The 19,817-nt window shown below is 37.3% G+C and carries 18 protein-coding genes; 16 read left to right on the plus strand and 2 right to left on the minus strand.

Translation table 11 applies throughout. The features are described from left to right. Positions 1-104 precede the first annotated feature (104 nt). Positions 105-446, minus strand: coding sequence for an ATPase (locus tag C9J34_RS19140; protein WP_107841776.1), 342 nt, complete (start codon positions 444-446; stop codon positions 105-107). A 388-nt stretch (positions 447-834) separates the two neighbouring features. On the opposite strand from C9J34_RS19140, the gene C9J34_RS19145 reads away from it, so the two are divergent. The 6 genes from C9J34_RS19145 (at position 835) to C9J34_RS19165 (ending at position 5,645) form a co-directional block, all read left to right on the plus strand. Next, positions 835-1,449 (plus strand): DUF2238 domain-containing protein, encoded by a 615-nt coding sequence (locus C9J34_RS19145; protein ID WP_107841777.1) that lies wholly within the window; start codon positions 835-837, stop codon positions 1,447-1,449. Between the two features lie 98 nt (positions 1,450-1,547). Then, positions 1,548-2,264 (plus strand): CPBP family intramembrane glutamic endopeptidase, encoded by a 717-nt coding sequence (locus C9J34_RS19150; protein WP_107841778.1) that lies wholly within the window; start codon positions 1,548-1,550, stop codon positions 2,262-2,264. A 287-nt stretch (positions 2,265-2,551) separates the two neighbouring features. Further along, a complete protein-coding gene (locus C9J34_RS19155; protein WP_107841779.1) occupies positions 2,552-3,079 on the plus strand; it encodes a hypothetical protein in 528 nt (175 codons plus the stop codon). A 599-nt stretch (positions 3,080-3,678) separates the two neighbouring features. Then, positions 3,679-3,837 (plus strand): hypothetical protein, encoded by a 159-nt coding sequence (locus tag C9J34_RS22130; RefSeq protein WP_193769090.1) that lies wholly within the window; start codon positions 3,679-3,681, stop codon positions 3,835-3,837. Positions 3,838-3,917: 80 nt separating this feature from the next. After that, the gene (locus C9J34_RS19160; protein WP_107841780.1) at positions 3,918-4,637 is read left to right on the plus strand and encodes a Type 1 glutamine amidotransferase-like domain-containing protein; all 720 of its coding nucleotides are present in this window, start codon (positions 3,918-3,920) and stop codon (positions 4,635-4,637) included. Between the two features lie 156 nt (positions 4,638-4,793). Continuing rightward, positions 4,794-5,645 carry a pentapeptide repeat-containing protein gene (locus C9J34_RS19165; RefSeq protein ID WP_107841781.1) on the plus strand — a complete coding sequence of 284 codons (852 nt, stop codon included), beginning with the start codon at positions 4,794-4,796 and terminating at the stop codon, positions 5,643-5,645. Positions 5,646-5,766: 121 nt separating this feature from the next. Here the strand turns inward: C9J34_RS19165 and C9J34_RS19170 are convergent, their stop codons facing one another. After that, positions 5,767-6,801: a YdcF family protein gene (locus C9J34_RS19170; RefSeq protein ID WP_107841782.1), complete on the minus strand. Its 1,035-nt coding sequence runs from the start codon at positions 6,799-6,801 to the stop codon at positions 5,767-5,769. Between the two features lie 135 nt (positions 6,802-6,936). Here C9J34_RS19170 and C9J34_RS19175 point away from each other — a divergent pair, with 135 nt between their 5' ends. The 10 genes from C9J34_RS19175 to C9J34_RS19220 all read left to right on the plus strand — a co-directional run bounded on the left by C9J34_RS19175 (position 6,937) and on the right by C9J34_RS19220 (position 19,516). Further along, complete coding sequence (locus C9J34_RS19175; RefSeq protein WP_107841783.1) at positions 6,937-9,255, plus strand: YhgE/Pip domain-containing protein; 2,319 nt, start codon at positions 6,937-6,939, stop codon at positions 9,253-9,255. Positions 9,256-9,319: 64 nt separating this feature from the next. After that, a complete protein-coding gene (gene hemW, locus C9J34_RS19180; RefSeq protein ID WP_107841784.1) occupies positions 9,320-10,459 on the plus strand; it encodes a radical SAM family heme chaperone HemW in 1,140 nt (379 codons plus the stop codon). A 364-nt stretch (positions 10,460-10,823) separates the two neighbouring features. Beyond that, entirely contained in the window at positions 10,824-11,843 is a 1,020-nt protein-coding gene (gene hrcA, locus C9J34_RS19185; protein WP_107841785.1) for a heat-inducible transcriptional repressor HrcA, read from the plus strand. 23 nt (positions 11,844-11,866) lie between these two features. Next, positions 11,867-12,412, plus strand: a complete 546-nt coding sequence (grpE, locus tag C9J34_RS19190; RefSeq protein WP_107841786.1) for a nucleotide exchange factor GrpE — start codon at positions 11,867-11,869, stop codon at positions 12,410-12,412. A gap of 168 nt (positions 12,413-12,580) precedes the next feature. Then, complete coding sequence (dnaK, locus tag C9J34_RS19195; RefSeq protein WP_107841787.1) at positions 12,581-14,419, plus strand: molecular chaperone DnaK; 1,839 nt, start codon at positions 12,581-12,583, stop codon at positions 14,417-14,419. Between the two features lie 164 nt (positions 14,420-14,583). Then, positions 14,584-15,702, plus strand: a complete 1,119-nt coding sequence (gene dnaJ / locus C9J34_RS19200; protein ID WP_107841788.1) for a molecular chaperone DnaJ — start codon at positions 14,584-14,586, stop codon at positions 15,700-15,702. 21 nt (positions 15,703-15,723) lie between these two features. Continuing rightward, on the plus strand, positions 15,724-16,665 hold the full coding sequence (gene prmA, locus C9J34_RS19205; protein ID WP_107841789.1) for a 50S ribosomal protein L11 methyltransferase: 942 nt from the start codon (positions 15,724-15,726) through the stop codon (positions 16,663-16,665). A gap of 250 nt (positions 16,666-16,915) precedes the next feature. After that, positions 16,916-17,659: a 16S rRNA (uracil(1498)-N(3))-methyltransferase gene (locus tag C9J34_RS19210; protein WP_107841790.1), complete on the plus strand. Its 744-nt coding sequence runs from the start codon at positions 16,916-16,918 to the stop codon at positions 17,657-17,659. Between the two features lie 283 nt (positions 17,660-17,942). Next, on the plus strand, positions 17,943-18,761 hold the full coding sequence (locus C9J34_RS19215) for a HipA domain-containing protein (protein ID WP_107841791.1): 819 nt from the start codon (positions 17,943-17,945) through the stop codon (positions 18,759-18,761). Continuing rightward, the gene (locus C9J34_RS19220) at positions 18,758-19,516 is read left to right on the plus strand and encodes an HIRAN domain-containing protein (RefSeq protein ID WP_107841792.1); all 759 of its coding nucleotides are present in this window, start codon (positions 18,758-18,760) and stop codon (positions 19,514-19,516) included. Before C9J34_RS19215 ends, C9J34_RS19220 begins: the two co-directional genes overlap by 4 nt. Positions 19,517-19,817 lie beyond the last annotated feature (301 nt).

Genomic DNA, 19,817 nt, shown 5'->3' on the forward strand with positions numbered 1-19,817 from the left:
ACATTCGCTTCATCGCCTTTTCTTTCAATGAATAAATCAGCTGGATTTTTCGTTTTTTAAAAGTGATTACGACTTTTTAGACAAACCCTTTTATGATTTTTCCATTAAAGAATTGCTGTTAATTCTGAGTTCACGAAGCGTTGTGCATCAATGATAACGCCTGAAGCTGTCCGTCCATAAACACTATATAATCCACCAGTTTGATTTGGAGCAATTTCAACTTCATATTGAAATGAGCCCCCTACACCTGGAGTTACAAAAGTAGAAGCGTTAGCAGCCGCCGTAAAAGGCGTCGTTGAGAGTAACTGTCTTCTACCGTTAAGCCTATAAACTCGGACAACTCCTGTTAGTAAACCACCAGTGAGATTGAGAATTTTTACACGAACACTAGAGGCATTCGCAGGTAGGTTTCCTACATTTTCAATTGGACCAGTAGTTAAAGGCATACAATATTCACCTCCCAAAATAATGATTTATAATCTGCAGATTACATTTTCATAGTATGTAGTAGCTGTTATGTTCTCTAGTCTTATTAATCATATTTTATAAATAAATAATATGTATGAATTAAGTTAGTAGAAATTTTCCTCAAAAAACCTGTTAATAAAGATGAATTAATATATCAAGGTTTAATGTCCTAATAGAAACACCTAGTAAGCAAATAATATGGGCAAAGATGAAGTAGGTGATGTACTTGGAACACAAAATGAATTTAATCCCAGTACCGAATTATATTGATCCAGTAATATTTAATTATGAAATTTAGTACCTATGCTTTTATTTGAGTATAGATCCATTTATTTAAAGACATACTCCTTTTAGGAGGGGCTGAAGATGAATAAAATACATAGCACATTGTTTATTGTGGTAGTCATTGTTTTACTATGGTCAGCTATTGGACCGGCATCTTATACAAGTTGGCTTGCTGAAGTTGGGCCAGCTGTAGTAATTATGATAATCTTATTGATTACTTACTCTAAATTTCGCTTTACGACATTATCCTATTGTATCATTGCCTTTTTATCTATACTTACATTTATCGGAGGTCATTATACGTATGCGGAGGTTCCCTTTTTCAATTGGTTAAAGGAAGAATTTCACTTACAGCGCAATCATTATGACCGATTTGGGCATTTCTTTAAAGGGCTTATTGCGATTGTTGTTCGTGAAATCTTATTGCATTTTACTCCACTAAAGCAAGGGGCTTGGCTATCAACTATTTCGGTTAGTATGGTGTTAGCCGTTGCGGCGCTTTACGAAATTATTGAGTGGCTAAGTACAAAAGTGGCAACACAGAGTAAAATATCAAAGGATGTCCTTGGCATGCAAGGCGATAAATGGGATGCACAATGGGATATGACACTGGCCTTTTTAGGAGCAGTTTTAGCCACTTTATTACTAAGCCGCCTTCATAATCGTATATTACAAAAAAGAAATCGTATAAAGTGACATGAATAGTTTGATTAAAAAATTTTTTTGAAAAACGAATCTATTTTAATTTAACTACGTACAATTGTATTAAATAAAAGTTAGAGGAGTTTTTATACATGAAACAATTGTTAAAAGTAATTGGTTTAGAACTTCTCGTTCTAGTGTTTTTCACCATGAATGGTATATATGCTTCAGTAACTTCAGCTAGTAATCCATTTCTCTCTTATTTGGGCTTAGTACCATTTGCTTTAATTTTATACGGTTATATAGTGTTCTCTAAAAAAAGTCGAACAGCATTGAATCTATTTTCTACTAGTTCAGTAAAAGAAACATTATTATATTCAATGCCGCTTATCATTGTTTTGGTCATTATATACATAGGAAACGGTGGTCTTAATTTAGGGGATTATTCAAATGTAGTTTTAGTACTCATAACGCATGTACTAATCATTGCCTTTATTGAAGAAATGATTTATAGGGGACTGATGATATCGACGTTAAGAGAAAAAGGAATTATACTTGCAGTTACAGTATCAAGCCTGTTATTTGCGATAACGCATTCTTTGCAACTTCTTGGTGGTCAAGATTTGTTGAGTACAGTTATCCAAGCAGGTTATGCCTTTTCGACTGGTATGGTTTTAGCTTTGTTAATCGCGTTAGGGCAACCGTTAATTGTTACAATATTATTCCATGGAATCAATAATAGTTTTATTATTTTAGCTTCTAAAGATGGTAATGACAATTTTACATTTATAATTCTTGCAATCTTTGTTATTTATGCAATTTTTCTTTATAAAAAATTAAAAGCATCACAAAAGCACATTCATATTTAACAATTGGCTGTGTACAATGCTCATCATTTTTTTTACATACATAGCTAAGCTTAAGATTTTGCTGATAAACTCTTCTTGTTTCAAACGGTCATAAGTGTCATGTAAATATTGCGATATACCATACTAATAAATTCGAATTATTGGTATGTTTTGCACTTTGATTTGAATTTTTTATAGCTCAGCCCATGCTCTTCCTAACCGCTAGCTCATGTAGACATTCGTACAAGTAATGCTAAATAAATCGAATATACTAGCTACATTAAGGAGAATATGGGGGTGAAAGAAAAGTGTCATTTAAAGATGCAAATGGACATTGTCACAGTAATAAATGTCATGTAACTGAATCTAAATATTTAGCTCGATTTGTCGCAACCCAAGGGCCAATTATACCTCCGCCAGAACGTGTTTTAAGCTTCGGTTCTTTAAGAGGAGATACAGTAACAGACACGACGCCTGTTATGACACCTGTACCATTTAGTGTAGCAGGTCCTTTGTCTAAAGTGACAGTTAGTCCAACTGGAAATGAATTGGTCGTTAGTGAAAGCGGAGTATATCAAGTGACTTTATCGATAAATGCGATAGCCTTTGCCGCACCAGACCCGGGGCAGAGCTATTTAACAGCTAGTATTACAGTCAACGGAGCACCTATCTTTACTCAAGGGCTCGCTGTATTTAATATTACTAGTAGAAATAGCTCATCCTTTGTTGTGCAAGCTGCTTTAAATGCAGGAGATAGTGTAGGCGCGAGTGCAACTTCAGATGATCCGATTTTCGGTTATTTAAATCGCTCGTTAACCATTTTGCAATTAAATTAAAATTCACTCTATAACGCTATGTTGTTTTAGAGGATTTCATTGTGTGATTTATCCAAAGTCACCTTCATTAAAATGGAGGTGTTTTTTGTTTGGTTTAGAAACCTTTAGCTACAGACAGAAAAAAGTTTCAATTATGCAATAAAGTTAGGTTTAGACTGGAAGGTCAACACTAAATGGGACAAAAATTATGAGGGCAGTTGTTTAAATACTACAGGCGTTAAATAGCTGGATAGGCTACACCTGTAATAGCGGGGAAGAAGCAATTACTAGGCACTTCAACAAAGAAAAGTTTGATATGGAGTAGTAGACATGGTAGTCTCGTTTAGCGAAAAAGCTGGCTTCTTGATGCAAAGAAGTTGCCCAATTCTATTGTCATTCCACTTCACAGGTCGGCTGAGGGAGAAAGAGTAGCTTAATGATAGTTAATCGACATAAATAATGGCGAACATCATCATTATCTGACAAAATGCAAGGTGTTTTTCGGTAACCGTAAGAGATATTTTCGGAAAGCCACTATTGAAATCTATATATTGGAAATGATAGGATGAAATTAGCTCGACTATAACTTGATTTTTCAATCGAAAGAAGTAATGGGTTTGATGAAATTAATCATTAAAATTCTTATTACATTATTTGGTGCAATTTTAATTTTTACAAACTTAAAAGAAAATAACACATGGTTATTTAGCTTTTTCATTGTAGTGGCGCTGTATATGATTTTCGAAGGGTTCTTTGATAAAAAGAAAAGTCTTCAATAACTTTAAAGAAGCTAATACAAGAAAGCTCTTAGTTGGTGTTAGAAGTTCAAGTATCTTTTTTCTAATAGGGAGGTTGGCAGATGAAACAAATTATCGCAATGGGAGGCGGTGGCTTTTCAATGGAGCCAGACAATCCGCTGTTAGACCAATATATATTGAAACAGAGCGGGAAAGTAAAACCGAAAATTTGCTTTTTAGCAACAGCGAGTGGCGATTCACAAGATTATATTGCACGATTTTATCAATTTTTTGAGCAACAGTCATGTTTGCCTAGCCATTTTTCTTTATTTAGCCCATCTACAAGAGACATAGAGTCGTTGTTACTTGCACAGGACATTATTTATGTCGGTGGGGGCAACACCAAAAATTTATTGGCACTATGGAAAGAGTGGGGGGTAGACAAGATTTTAAAAAAAGCTTGGGAACAAGGTATCGTATTAGCAGGTATCAGTGCAGGGTCGATTTGTTGGTTTGAAGAGGGAGTGACCGATTCTTTTGGTGATGGCTTAGCACCTTTGTCGTGCTTGGGCTTGTTGCAAGGAAGCAATTGTCCACATTATGATGGGGAAGCCAATCGAAGACCTAGCTACCATCGGTTAATCGCAACACAGCAAATCCAATCAGGCTATGCAGCAGATGATGGTGTGGCCATTCATTTCATTGAACAAGAAGTCCATGCAATTGTTAGCTCGCGGCCGCATGCAAAAGCATATCATGTAGTCTATGAACGCGAAGTGACAGAAAGAGAACTTGTGACAAACTATTTAGGCTCTCAATTGAACGACAAAACATCTCAATAATCTGAGCACCACGTGAAATGATAAAGTACAATAAAGTGAATCTTTAATCGTTGGGGTATTTTGGCGCACAGGATGCCGCTACATCTGTACCTATCACTTTGTTTTCGGTACAGTTAATACGAAATAAAAATAAGAAACCTATAGAGAGGTTAGCATATGTATAGTGAAACAGCTAAAAATATTAGAGAAAATTTAAGAGCCGATTGCTCGAAATGCTTTGGGCTTTGTTGTACGGCATTAAATATTGTTGCATCAAGTGACTTCGCAATCAATAAGCCTGCTGAGACACCTTGTCCAAACTTACAGCAAGATTTTCGCTGTAAAATACATAAGAATCTAAGGGTGCAAGGATTTAAAGGATGTACAGTGTTCGATTGTTTAGGGGCTGGTCAAAAAGTTTCACAGCATACGTTTAAAGGGCAAAGTTGGCGAGAGCATCCGGAAGTTTCTAAGAAAATGTTTAGCGTATTTCCAGTGATGGAGCAGCTCTATGAAATGATTGCCTTTGTTGCTGAAGCATTAACATATAAGATTTCAAATTCACTAAGAGTCAAGTTAAGTGAACAACTAGATCAGTTACAAGGTTTGACGAATTTGGATGCGGATCAACTATTAGCTTTAGATATGATTAGTTGTCGACAGCCTGTCAACGCGTTGCTGTTGGAAACAAGTGAATACATCCGCAACGAGTTGAGTGCAAATGTTTTTAAAATAAAAAAAGGTAAGCAATATCGAGGTGTTGATTGGGTTGGCAAGAATTTAAAAGGGAAAGATTTGAGAACGACTGATTTAAGAGGTGCTTATTTAATTGCAGCAGATTTGCACAATGCAGACTTAAGAGGTGTTGATTTGATTGGTGCGGATTTGCGTGATGCGAACGTCAGAGGAGCGAATCTTTCGACAAGCATGTTTTTAACACAAATGCAGATTAACTCTGCTAAAGGGAACAGTGAGACGAAATTACCGACATATATTCAGCCTCCAACGCATTGGCTGTCTGGAAAGTAGCCTTATTCCAGACAGCTTTTATCTTGCTTCAGTAATGTTTTCTGCAGCGAAAGTAGCGCGTCAGGTACAGAAAATTCCCATGTGAATTGATGGTGAAATCATGAAACCTAGGTGTAATTGATTAGCCGAACAAATAAAGAAACAGTGATAATAATGCAGCAAAGAAAAACACAATGCCGATAATGCTCAAATGACGTTTTTTCCCCATCACAACGATAGCGACATATTCACGAATCATTGCATTTGGCCAGTAGTAGAAAGCTGTTTTTGCGCCGATTCCTTGGCTGTTTAAACCTGCTTGGCGGGCATAGAGCCCTGCTCGAAATAGGTGAAAATTATTCGTTGTGAAAATACTGTTATACTTTGGCTTTAATGCATCCATAATACGCTTAGAAAATAGCATGTTTTCATATGTATTCACGGATTTATTTTCTTGTAACGTATGCTCAAAGGGAATCCCTTTTTCGAGCGCATAGCTTTGCATCGCCTCCGCCTCTGAAAGTCCCTCATTTGGCCCTTGACCACCAGAAAAAATAATTGTTGGTGGTGTCGTCACCTTCGCTTGTTTATAATAAAACTCAATAGCCTTATTAATACGGCTCGCTAATAGCGGCGGTACTTTATCATTAATCAAGCCACTGCCTAGCACGATGATAAAGTCTTGATTCAAGCGCGGGCGATTAAACTGATATAAAAAATAAGCCGATAAAAAGTTCGATACATGCACTAAAAAGTAAAAGATAATAAAAGAAACCGCAGCGAAAAATGGCTGGAATTCAAGTGAAAAACGCCCACTTAAATTAAATAGGCCGATAAAAAAGTATGCGACAATCGCGATACCTAATAGCAATGTTAAGGAGTTGGAGAAACGTCGCCCTTCCTTGCGAAACAATGTACGTGCATTGATAAAGAGGGCAACGGTAAACGCCACCAATGCAAATGGAATCAATAATAGTAATGCAGCGATAGGAATCACAATAGCTAGTTTTAATAAATGACTGTCAGATGATAAAGATGCAAAGAGACAGAACATAAAAAATGTCACAAGGAAAAAGTTAAATAAAAGGCCATTGATCAATTTTCTAGAATCGATTAAATACGAAATCATAAAAATAATAAATAAAACAAGTGGAACAACTCCAAAATATAAATACATAATGCACACCTCCACTTTTATGATGAGGGCAAAAAAGCTATTCGTCAATGCTCTATCTATTTTCTATTATTTAGTCGATGAGCATTTTTGTTATATATTATAAGGATCTAATTAATTCATGAAAAGGAGTACGAGATGAAAAATAGTTTAAAGCAAATTTTCACTATTTATACGAGTGATATAAAAAATATAGCAACCAATTGGGTAGCGATTGTTTTAATAGGAGGTTTGGTATTTTTGCCATCGCTCTATGCATGGTTTAATATTTATGCTTCGTGGGACCCATATGGACAGACAAATCAGATGCAAGTGGCGATTGTCAATGAAGATGCCGGCTCCACTGTACGTGGTGATGCAATAAATGTAGGGAATGAGCTCGTTGTCCAATTATCGACAAATCAAAACTTTGCTTGGAAATTTACCAATAGGGAAGAAGCGATTAATCAAGTAACAGTAGGGGATTATTTTGCCGCAGTTATTATTCCTGCTGATTTTTCTACAAAGCTAGCTTCTGTGCTGGCAGATACACCAGAGAAGGCAAAAATCGAATACTATGTTAATGAAAAAATTAACTCCATTGCGCCTAAAATTACGGATAAAGGGGCGAGCGGTATTGCCGAGCAAATTTCGAGTGAATTTATCGCAACAGTGAACGGTACAATTTTTACGCTTTTTAATGAGCTTGGTATTGAAATTGAAAAGGAAATACCGAACTTTGAAAAGTTTGAGGAATACGTATTTTTAATCGAGGAGCATTTACCTGAAATTGAGCACACATTAAATAAAGCTGCACAAGATAGCGACAAAGCTGGAGAAATGATTACCGAAGGTTTGGATATGATGCCACAAGTGCAGGAAACGACAAATCAAGGCTTGGCTACGGTACAAAGTGCTCAGCTCTTATTGAATGAAGCAGAAGTGACATTGAACAATTTATCGCCAATTGTAGAAAGGGATTTACAACGTGTTCAAAAGATTTCGAGAGATGTGGAAAGCTTTTTAGCGCAGTTAGGCAATGTTAACATTGATACGCCGAAGCTAGATCAAGCATTAAGCGATTTACAAAATCAATTAGCGATTGCTGAAAAAGGTGTAGATGAGCTGATTACACATGCGGAAGCGGTTGGCGAAATTGCACAAGATGCGGAAGCTACACGATTAGTGTTGAAAGAAAAGGTACAGCAAACGATTAATGAACTACTTGCAATGAATCCTCAAATCGACGAGGAAAAATTAGCGAATAGCAAAATGGTTCAAAAGCTTGAAGATATTTTGACACATGTAGACAGCTTACCAAATGCACAGGAACGCGAACAGCTCGTATTAAATCGATTGAATAATTTAAAATCAGTCATGTCGGACTTTTCTCGTCAACTAGATGCGTTAGGCCAAATTGATGTCAATGATTCGACGGTCAAGCAGGGCTTGAAAAATTTACAGCAGGTCGCATCGAATATAGACCTACAAATTGATGGTTTTTTAACGCAATATAAAAACACATTAGAGCCGAAAATTAAGTCTATGCTAGGCGATGCAAAAGAGAGCTTAACAGGGGCATCGGATATTTTAACAAAGGTACAAGGCTTAGTACCAGAAGTGACACAAATTTTAAAGGATGCGGATGAATCGTTAGCGAAGGCAAATGAAACGCTGGCAAAGATTCAGGCTGATTATCCTTCATTAAGTGAGAAAGTGAATGAGTTAGCTGATAAATTGCGCACTTTAAATAAAGAAGCAAATATCCATGAAATTATTACATTACTGAAAAATAATGCGTCAGCTGAACGTGATTTCTTTGCAAATCCTGTAGAAATAGAAAATCATAAATTATTCCCGATTGAAAAGTATGGAACAGGTATGATACCGTTTTACACAGTTTTATCGATTTGGGTAGGCTGTTTACTGCTTATTTCCCTGTTATCTGTAAATATTCATCACGCTGGACAATATACGATTCGTGAAGTTTATTTCGGTCGCCTGTTAACGTTCGGTACATTTGCTTTACTGCAAACATTCATTATTACAATGGGCGATATTTTCTTATTTGATGGTACACTAGCATCACCTGTTTTATTCGTCGTATTTGGGCTGTTTATTTCCAGCGTCTTTATTACGGTCGTTTATACACTTGTATCGGTGTTTGGCGATGTTGGAAAGGCGATGGCCATCGTAATGCTCGTACTGCAAATTGCGGGTTCAGGTGGTACGTATCCTGTACAGCTATTGCCGAAGTTTTTCCAAATGATTAATCCGTTTTTACCTTTTACTTACGCAATCGAATTAATGCGCGAAGCTGTTGGCGGTATTATTTGGTCAACGGTAATGCTAGATATAGCTGTTTTATTGGTCGGTGGTGTGCTATTCTTGCTGTTTGGTACATTCTTTAAAAAGATTTTAAGTGAGAAAACGGAAGCGTTGCTGAAAAAATCGAGAGAAACGGATATTATTCATTGATGGTTTAGCAAAACTTTAATGATAGAAATCATATTTTTTAAACATAACAAGGGAAGTGATTTTATTGGCAAGAGGTGTTTACATTCATATTCCCTTCTGTCATCAAATTTGCCATTACTGTGATTTTAATAAAGTATTTTTTAAAAATCAGCCAGTAGATGCATATATTGAGGCACTTGGACAAGAAATAGCGATGACGGTAGCGCAAAATTCAGAGGCATTTCAGCAAATAGAAACTATATTTTTAGGTGGAGGGACGCCAACTGCACTATCCGCTGCACAAATTAGTCGATTACTTGAAATTATTCGAAACTTTATTCCGATGCAAAACGTAAAAGAGTTTACATCGGAAGCGAATCCTGATGAGTTGACAGAGGAAAAATTACAGGCGTTGTTTGACGGTGGTGTTAATCGCTTAAGCATGGGTGTGCAATCATTTGATGCAGGCTTGCTAGAAAAAATCGGACGCACGCATAGCAACGAACATGTGTACAAAGCAATTGAAACAGCAAAGCAAGTGGGCTTTACGAATATTAGTATTGATTTAATGTATGGCTTACCAGGACAAACAATGGAGCAGTGGGCGCAAACATTGCAAACTGCTTTAGCATTAAAGCTTCCACATTACTCTGCGTATTCATTGATTGTCGAGCCAAAGACGGTATTCTACATTCAATATGCAAAAGGCAAGCTACATTTACCAACACAAGATTTAGAGGCAGATATGTACGATATGTTAATGCGTGAAATGGAGGCAGCGGGCTTAGTGCAATACGAGATTAGTAATTTTGCTGAAGAAGGCAACGAGTCCGTTCATAATAAAATTTATTGGGATAATGACGAATACGCAGGCTTTGGCGCAGGGGCGCACGGTTATTTGGCAGGCGTACGCTATTCCAACCATGGACCGATTAAAAAATATATCGAAACAGTTGAGTCTGGAGTGCGCCCACTCGTTCATGAGCATGCAGTAACATTCGAAGAGAAAGTCGAAGAGCAAATGTTTTTAGGTTTACGCAAAGTAGACGGGGTCACATTTGAATCGTATGAAAAGAAAATGCAGGAGCCGATGCAAAAACGCTATGGTGAGATAATTGAGCAGCTTGTCAAAGAAGGACTTTTACAGCTGGATGAACGCGGCATTCGCTTAACAAGACAAGGCCGCTTTGTAGGGAATGAAGTGTTCCAGCAATTTTTAACATGATTTAGCAATCTTTACTGCGCGAAAGCGAAGCGTCTAAAAAGAGGGGGCTACTTTCTAGATTTCTAGTTCAAAAGTAATGATTCGCCCGCTTGATAAGTAAATTCGCACACAAGATGCCCATTTTCGCACGTTAAACAGTGCAATTCACACGAAAAACAAGCGAATTTGCTCAACTGAACCCAAAACAGAAGGAACAAGAGAGCTACTAAGGAAGAGAGATGTTAACTGTAATGACGGCGATGAACAAGCTTTTTAGATAACCTATAAAAAGATGTGCGATTTCGTTGACATCAATAACGAGATTTGTTAATTTATTATTAGTATTAGCACTCCATTAAAACGAGTGCTAACAGAGGTGATTAAAATGCTAACAAATCGTCAGTTGCAAATTTTGCAAGTCATCGTTGATGATTTTGTAACATCTGCTCAGCCTGTTGGTTCACGTCAAATTTCGAAGAGAGAGGGTATTACCTATAGCCCTGCAACGATTCGCAATGAAATGGCGGATCTTGAGGAGTTAGGTTTTTTAGAAAAAACTCACACATCTTCAGGGCGTGTACCGTCGGAAAAAGGCTATCGTTTTTATGTCGATCATTTATTACAGCCTCATATGATTCGCGACGAAGAAATAAGTCAAATCCAATCTGTTTTTAATTATCGAATTGGTGAAATGGAGGAGCTTATTCGGGAATCAGCTACTATTTTGTCGGAATTAACGACATATACAGCGATTCTTCTCGGTCCAGACGTACAGCAGCATAAAGTGAAAAAATTTCAAATTGTGCCGCTGACAGAACAAACGGCCGTTGCGATTATCGTAACAGATAACGGTCATGTAGAAAATCGCACCCTTACTTTGCCGAAGGGATTTAGTCCCGCGGATGTTGAGAAAATGGTCAATATTTTAAATGACCGCTTAATCGGGGTACCGCTCCATGAGCTACACATTAAGCTTGAAGCTGAAGTGCTGAGCATATTGAAACAACATATTGCAGCAGCAGAAACAGTCGTTCAATCATTCGTAGATGTTTCAAAACATCAAAAAGAAGGGAAAATCTACTATGGTGGTAAAACGAATATGTTGAATCAGCCAGAGTTTCATGATTTAAATAAAATTCGCATGTTAATGGATTTGATGGATAAAGAAAGTCAGCTGCAATCTTTGTTCCAGCCAAATCAAGCGGGGATTCAAATTCGCATCGGTTCTGAAAACCATCTTTTAGCAATGGAAAACTGTAGTGTAATTACGACAGCCTTTTCCACTGGAGATGCACAGCATGGTGCGATTGCAATTATCGGACCGACTCGTATGGATTATCGACGCGTTGTGACATTATTAGATATGATGCAACATGGTCTATCGGGTGCATTCAAGAAACATTAGCAGCGTTTTAAGGAGGATATAGAGTGTCAGAAAAAGTAGAAAACCAAGAGCTAGAGCAACAAACTACTGAGGAAATAGAAGAGGTAGTTGCGGAAGAAGTTGCGCCGCTAGATGAAAATGAACAAAAAATTGCTGAGCTGGAAGCAAAATTAGCGGAACAAGAAGATCGCTATTTACGTTTAAGAGCTGACTATGACAATATGTTACGTCGTAATAAATTGGATAGAGAGGCTGCGGAAAAATTCCGCGCACAAAGCTTGCTAACGGATTTAATCCCTGTGCTTGATAATTTGGACCGCGCCTTACAAGTGGAAGTCACGTCAGAAGAAGCGACTTCATTATATACAGGTGTTGAAATGGTCTATCGCCAATTTATTGATGCGACAGCAAAAGAAGGCTTAGAAGTAATTGCAGCAGAAGGAGAAGCATTTGATCCGAACTTCCATCAAGCAGTGATGCAAGAGCAAGATAGCGAGAAGGAATCAGGCATTGTTTTACGTGAACTGCAAAAAGGCTATAAATTAAAGGATCGCGTATTACGACCAGCAATGGTTTCTGTAAACGAATAATTTTATCCCGTATTTAACAGTCTGTAAGATCCCACTTCAAAATAGTTAAGTGGGGAACAACAGCCTGCAAAAAAACGGTTGGTAGGTTCACTTTATGTGCAAGCGCACCTAATGCGTTTAAAATAAATTAATTATACTTGTGTTTAATTATTAGGAGGAAAAATTCAAATGAGCAAAATTATCGGTATTGACTTAGGTACAACAAACTCTTGTGTTTCTGTTTTAGAAGGCGGGGAACCAAAAGTAATTCCAAACCCAGAAGGGAATCGTACAACACCATCTGTTGTTGCCTTTAAAAACGGCGAACGTCAAGTAGGGGAAGTTGCGAAACGTCAATCTGTAACAAACCCAAACACAATTATGTCGATTAAATCAAAAATGGGTACTGCTGACAAAGTAACTGTTGAAGATAAAGATTATACACCGCAAGAAGTTTCTGCAATGATTCTTCAATACTTAAAAGGTTACGCAGAAGATTATTTAGGCGAAAAAGTAACAAAAGCGGTTATTACAGTACCTGCTTACTTTAACGATGCACAACGTCAAGCAACAAAAGACGCTGGTAAAATCGCTGGTCTTGAAGTAGAGCGTATTATTAACGAGCCAACAGCAGCAGCACTTGCTTACGGTTTAGATAAACAAGATGAAGACCAAAAAGTATTAGTATTTGACCTTGGTGGTGGTACGTTTGACGTATCGATTCTTGAATTAGGCGATGGTGTATTCGAAGTATTAGCAACAGCTGGTGATAACAAGCTTGGTGGTGACGACTTCGACCAAAAAGTAATCGACTTTTTAGTAGAAGAATTCAAAAAAGAAAACGGCATCGACTTATCAAAAGATAAAATGGCAATGCAACGTTTAAAAGACGCTGGTGAAAAAGCGAAAAAAGATTTATCAGGTGTGACATCAACACAAATTTCATTACCATTCATCACAGCTGGCGCTGATGGTCCACTTCACTTAGAAGTAACATTAACTCGTGCGAAATTCGATGATTTAACACGCGACTTAGTAGAGCGTACAATCGTGCCAACACGTCAAGCATTATCAGATGCAGGTCTTTCAGCTTCTGAATTAGATAAAGTAATCCTTGTTGGTGGTTCTACTCGTATTCCAGCAGTAGTAGAAGCAATTAAAAATGCAACAGGTAAAGAGCCACATAAAGGTGTAAACCCTGATGAAGTAGTAGCGATGGGTGCTGCTGTACAAGGTGGCGTACTAACTGGTGATGTAAAAGACATCGTATTATTAGACGTAACACCATTATCATTAGGTATCGAAACAATGGGTGGCGTATTCACACGTTTAATTGACCGCAACACAACGATTCCAACATCGAAATCACAAGTGTTCTCAACAGCTGCGGACAACCAACCAGCAGTAGATATTCACGTGTTACAAGGTGAGCGCCAAATGGCAGCAGACAACAAAACATTAGGTCGTTTCCAATTAGCCGATATTCCACCAGCACCACGTGGTATTCCACAAATCGAAGTAACATTTGATATCGATAAAAATGGTATCGTGTCTGTAAAAGCGAAAGACTTAGGTACAAACAAAGAGCAAACAATCGTGATTCAATCTGACTCTGGTTTAACAGACGAAGAAGTAGAACGCATGGTAAAAGATGCGGAAGCAAATGCAGAAGCAGATGCGAAGCGTAAAGAAGAAGCAGAATTACGCAACGAAGCAGATCAACTTGTTTTCCAAGTGGACAAAACAATCACAGATTTAGGTGAACAAATTTCTGAAGATGAGAAAAAATCAGTAGAAGATGCACGTGATGAATTAAAAACGGCATTAGAAGCTGGTGAAATCGAAGGCATTAAAGCATCAAAAGAAAAACTAGAAGGCATTTTACAACCGTTAGTGATGAAAGTGTACGAGCAAGCTGCAGCGGCAGCTCAAGCGGCACAAGGTGAAGCAGGCGGGGAAGCTACTGATACAAAAGAAGATGGCGTTGTAGATGCTGACTTTGAAGAAGTAAAAGACGATAATAAATAATATCAAAAAAGCCAAAGACCGCTTGCGGCTTTGGCTTTTCGCTGTTCAAAAGCTATCTTGTATGTTTAGATGATTTTTTTCATTTGCATAGTATAAATTTAGAGCAGTTTTTGTTGTCGCATGGTAGAATAGACTTTATGCAAAAAAGATCGGAGTGTAATGAAATGAATAAGCGCGATTATTATGAAGTGCTAGGCCTTACAAAAGGTGCCAGTAAGGATGAAATAAAAAAAGCATATCGAAAGCTGTCAAAGCAATATCACCCAGACATTAACAAAGAGCCGGGTGCTGATGAAAAATTTAAAGAAATCGCAGAAGCGTATGAAGTATTATCAGATGATCAAAAGAAAGCTCGTTATGATCAGTTTGGCCATGAAGATCCGAATGCAGGCTTTGGCGGTGGCGGATTTAGTGGCGGCGGCTTTGGTGGCTTCGAAGATATTTTTAGTTCATTTTTTGGTGGTGGTCGACGTCAAGATCCGAACGCACCGCGCAAAGGAGACGACCTACAATATCGCATGAATATTAGCTTTGAAGAGGCGGTATTCGGTACGGAAAAAGAAATTGAAATTCCGCGCGATGAATCTTGTGATACATGTCATGGTTCGGGTGCAAAGCCTGGTACAACGCCACAAACATGTTCTCAATGTAATGGTGCAGGACAAATCAATCAAACTGTCGATACGCCATTAGGTCGTATTGTCAATAAACGAAGCTGTCCAAGTTGTCGTGGTACAGGTAAAATCATTGTTGAAAAATGTTCAACTTGTCGCGGAGCGGGTACAGTACAGAAGCGTAAAAAAATTAAAGTAACCGTGCCAGCTGGTGTGGATGAAGGACAACAACTGCGAGTTGCAGGGCAAGGAGAGCCAGGTGTTAACGGCGGTCCATCAGGTGATTTATATATTGTTTTCTATGTGCGTAATCATGAGTACTTTGAACGTGATGGTGACGATATTTACTATGAATTGAGGCTGACATTCCCACAAGCGGCTTTAGGTGATGAAGTGGAAGTGCCAACGGTGAATGGCAAAGTAAAACTGAAAATTCCAGCAGGCACACAATCTGGTAAGCAGTTCCGCCTAAAAGATAAAGGAATTAAAAATGTGCAAGGTTACGGTGTAGGACATCAATACGTTGTTGTTAACGTTGTGACACCAACAAAACTAACGGAGAAGCAAAAACAACTGTTACGTGATTTTGCAGAAATTAGCGGCGATATTCCAGAAGAGCATGGTAGCTCTTTATGGGGTCAACTAAAGAAAAAATTAAAAGGTGAATAATTTTAAGAGGAGTGGTTGCAGGTGAAGTGGACAGAGCTGTCAATTTTAACAACGCATGAAGCAGTAGATGCTGTATCAAATATTTTGCATGAGGCTGGTGCCAGCGGTGTTGTTATAGAAGATTCAATCGAATTAACAAAGGAAAGAATAGATCAATTTGGTGAGATTTATGCGCTAAATCCTGATGATTTCCCGAAAAACGGTGTAGTAGTGAAAGCTTATTTATCTGCTACCAGCTTTTTAGCTGAAACGATTGAAGAAATTCGACTTGCAATCGCGAATCTTGTCAATTTTGATATTAATATTGGTGAAAATTTATTAACGACGAATGAAGTGCGCGAAGAGGATTGGGCAACAGCTTGGAAACAATACTATCATCCAGTAAAAATTTCAGAGCGTTTTACCATCGTTCCAACATGGGAAGACTATACACCTGTTTCAACGGATGAACTTATTATTGAGCTTGACCCAGGCATGGCTTTTGGCACAGGTACACATCCAACAACAGTGATGTGTTTACAGGCACTTGAAAAGGTTGTGCAAGAGGGGCATAGCGTTGTAGACGTTGGCACAGGATCAGGTGTATTGTCAATTGGTGCAGCAATGCTTGGTGCGAAGTCTGTACATGCGCTTGATTTAGATGAAGTAGCTGTGCGTTCAGCGCAAGAAAATATTCAACTCAATAAAGTGGAGCACATTGCAGAAGTATTCCATGGTAATTTACTTGATACAGTAAAGGAGCCAGCAGACATTGTTGTTGCAAATATTTTGGCTGAAATTATTATGAGCTTTACAGACGATGCGTTTTCCATCGTTAAGCCAGGTGGCGTTTATGTAACATCTGGCATCATTGGAGCGAAAAAAGATGATGTCAAAGCAGCGCTTGAAGCATCAGGCTTCCAAGTCGAAGAAGTTTTAATGATGGAAGATTGGGTAGCGATTATTTCCCGTAGACCAGAATAAAAAGAGCGGTTGAAAAGTCATTTTGAATCGCTACATATACTTTCTGTTGGGCTTTCATCACATGTGCTGTTTCGCTTCTGATACAGGAAAATAGGCATGTTTACTGTACCGAAAGCAGCGCGGTAGGTACAATAGTTAATAAAAAAGCTAAGATGCGCATGTCAATATTCAATAGAGGGATAAGGGTTGATTGGAAAGGTATTGCTCTTTTCAGACAGCCCTTTTCTCTTCATAAGAGAGGAGAGAGCTAATGCAACGATATTTTGTAAATGAACAATTTGATGAACAGGGGCATCTGGAAATTGTTGGTGAAAACGCGAAACATATAAGTAAAGTCATGCGTATGCAAAGCGGTGACGAAATTGTTGTTGTCACAAATGGACAAGCATATGTTAGTGAAATTATAGACATAGATGTAGCCGTTATTGTGCACAATACAGGTCGCACAGTGCCATCACCAGAAATGCCGATTAAAGTTGATATTGCTTGCGGTTTACCGAAAGGCGATAAGCTAGAGCTCATTGCCCAAAAGGCAACAGAGTTAGGTATGCACGCATTAATTCCATTTGCGGCGGAGCGTTCTATTGTGAAATGGGACGATAAAAAGGGCGAGAAAAAAACCGAGCGTTTGCAAAAGATTGCACAGGAAGCGGCGGAACAATCGCATCGTACATACGTCCCGCAAATTCAACAGCCTATTTCATTTAAGGAATTACTTGCGCTTATTCCACAATATGATGCTGTTTTTATTGCGGATGAAGAAGATGCCAAGCAACTCGAACGCACAAAGTTTGCCGATAAGCTAAAAAAAGTGTATGATAGTAAACTGGAATCAATACTATGCGTTTTTGGTCCAGAAGGTGGCATCTCTCGTCAAGAATCAGCAAGTCTGTTACAAGCTGGTGCTGAAACGATGTCACTTGGTCCTAGAATTTTACGTGCAGAAACCGCACCATTATATGCGCTTTCTGCCATTTCATATGAATTTGAATGAAAGAGGTGTCGAAGTCTTGGGAACAGTAGCATTCCAAACGCTGGGTTGCGGGGTAGTAAAAAGACTTATGATTGCGTAGGAATACAGCGACACCAAGGGTTCAACAGCTTGGCAAAATCACTTGAAATTTGGGGTTTCAAGTGATTTTCAGTTAAAAATAAATAATGAATACATAAAATTGTGGTATAATTTTGTAAACATATTTTGTACATATTACATATATTGTGAAGGAAGTGATTATATTTATAAGATATATGATATAACCGAATGGAAAAGAGACTATTTGGCACAAGCTTCTGGAACAAGGAATAAATTTTGGGTTAATGCTCCTGAAGAATTATTTGAAGGGAAAGAATTTTTATTTAAAGAATCCAAAACTGTTTTAGGTGAACTATGGGCAGAAAAAATTACAGCTGAGATGGGAAAGTTATTAAATCTTAGTATGATGCATGTTCAATTTGCGAAATATAATGAAACGTATGGTGTTATTATGCAGAATTTTTCACCTAAAGGCTTTGAGTTACGAGATGGTGGGACATTTTTATCAAAATCGATTCCAAATTTTGATGTGAATTCTTTAGATTATTATACAATTGAGAATATAATGATTGAAATATCACGCCTTGGTATGGAAACCCAATTTATAGAGCTATGTTTATTTGATGCACTAGTTGCCTGTACAGATAGACATTGTGAAAATTGGGGAGTTATATTTGATGGTGAAAATTATCATTTTTCTCCTATTTATGATAATGGAAGTGCATTAGGTTTTAATGTCCATGATAAAAAATTGAACTTGTACGCATCGGATTTAAGGGCATTCCAAGCTTTTACGAATCGTACACAAACATTAATAGAAGTGAATGGCAATAGTAAGCCGAAAGTAGCAATGTTGTTAAATTATTTATATGATAATTATAAGAGTCTAGTTGTAGAGATAATTAATAATTTTAAGACCTTTGATTTGAATAAGGCGTTGGAAATAATCAATAAAGTACCCGAAAAAATTATGAGTAAAAAACAAAAAGAATGGGTATATTGTTTAATAGCATACCGTCACCAATGGCTTACTAAATATAAGTGGAGGGGTGTTGAGACATGACAGAAAATTTACTTGTGATTTGGCAAGAAGTAGAAAGCAGAAATAAATATCATATTGGAACCCTCAGTTACAATGAAAAAGAAGGATTATATCATTTCAATTATGCCTTTGATGTACTGCGTAGAGGATTGCAAGAGGCATTAGATGCTGGTTTCAAAGGAATCTATGAATTTGAATTGGAAGAAGGAAAAGTAACATCTAAGGATTTATTTCATTTCTTCAATAAACGTCTACCAAACCCGAAGCGGTCAGATTATCATGATTTATTAAATTATTTTGGTTTAGAAGAAAACGCTTCGAAAATGGATTTTTTGAGAAGGACAAAAGGAAGATTAGGGACAGATAGTTATGAGCTAATCTCACCTATTGTTAAAAATAATAAAGATAATTACTTTCGACTAGAAACTTTTATTGAAGCGTGGCAGTATTATGATGGTGAAAGCATATTGCAAGAGTTATGCATCGGAGATCAGTTAAAATTAGTAAGAGAACCTGGGAATAAAAATGATAAATTCGCAGTTAAGATATTAACATTAGATAATACACATCTGGGTTATATCGCTGCCGTATACAGCGAATTTGTGTCAAATGTGTTAGATAATGAAAACAAATGTAGCATCGAGATTGCTAAAGTATATCCTGACGCTATTCCACAAATGAAAGTCTATATTGAAATTGAAGGGAAATGTACCTTTCAATCTGACAAGTTTTCAAATGGTAATTCAAAATATGAAAGAGAACTAATATTAATTTAAAAGTGAAAATTACTTGAAATGTAAGTGTCAAATAATGCCCCCTAGTTTTTTAGGTGGGCATTATTTGATGCTTACAAACCAGCAAAATCTTTTTCGAAATGTCTCTTTTTATTTATCGTAAAATACCGGTTTTTGGGATATCTTAATCAATCTTTTTTCTTCCGCTAAACTTATCAAAAAAATTAAAAAAATAACTTCAATAAAGAATGATTGGGATAAATTGTAAATTATTAGAATTTTAAGTATAAAATTTATTTTATAGCGGTAGAAGGGATACGAATATAATTTTATCATTTAAAAA

The organism is Metasolibacillus meyeri (assembly GCF_003049505.1).
Taxonomy (GTDB): domain Bacteria; phylum Bacillota; class Bacilli; order Bacillales_A; family Planococcaceae; genus Metasolibacillus; species Metasolibacillus meyeri.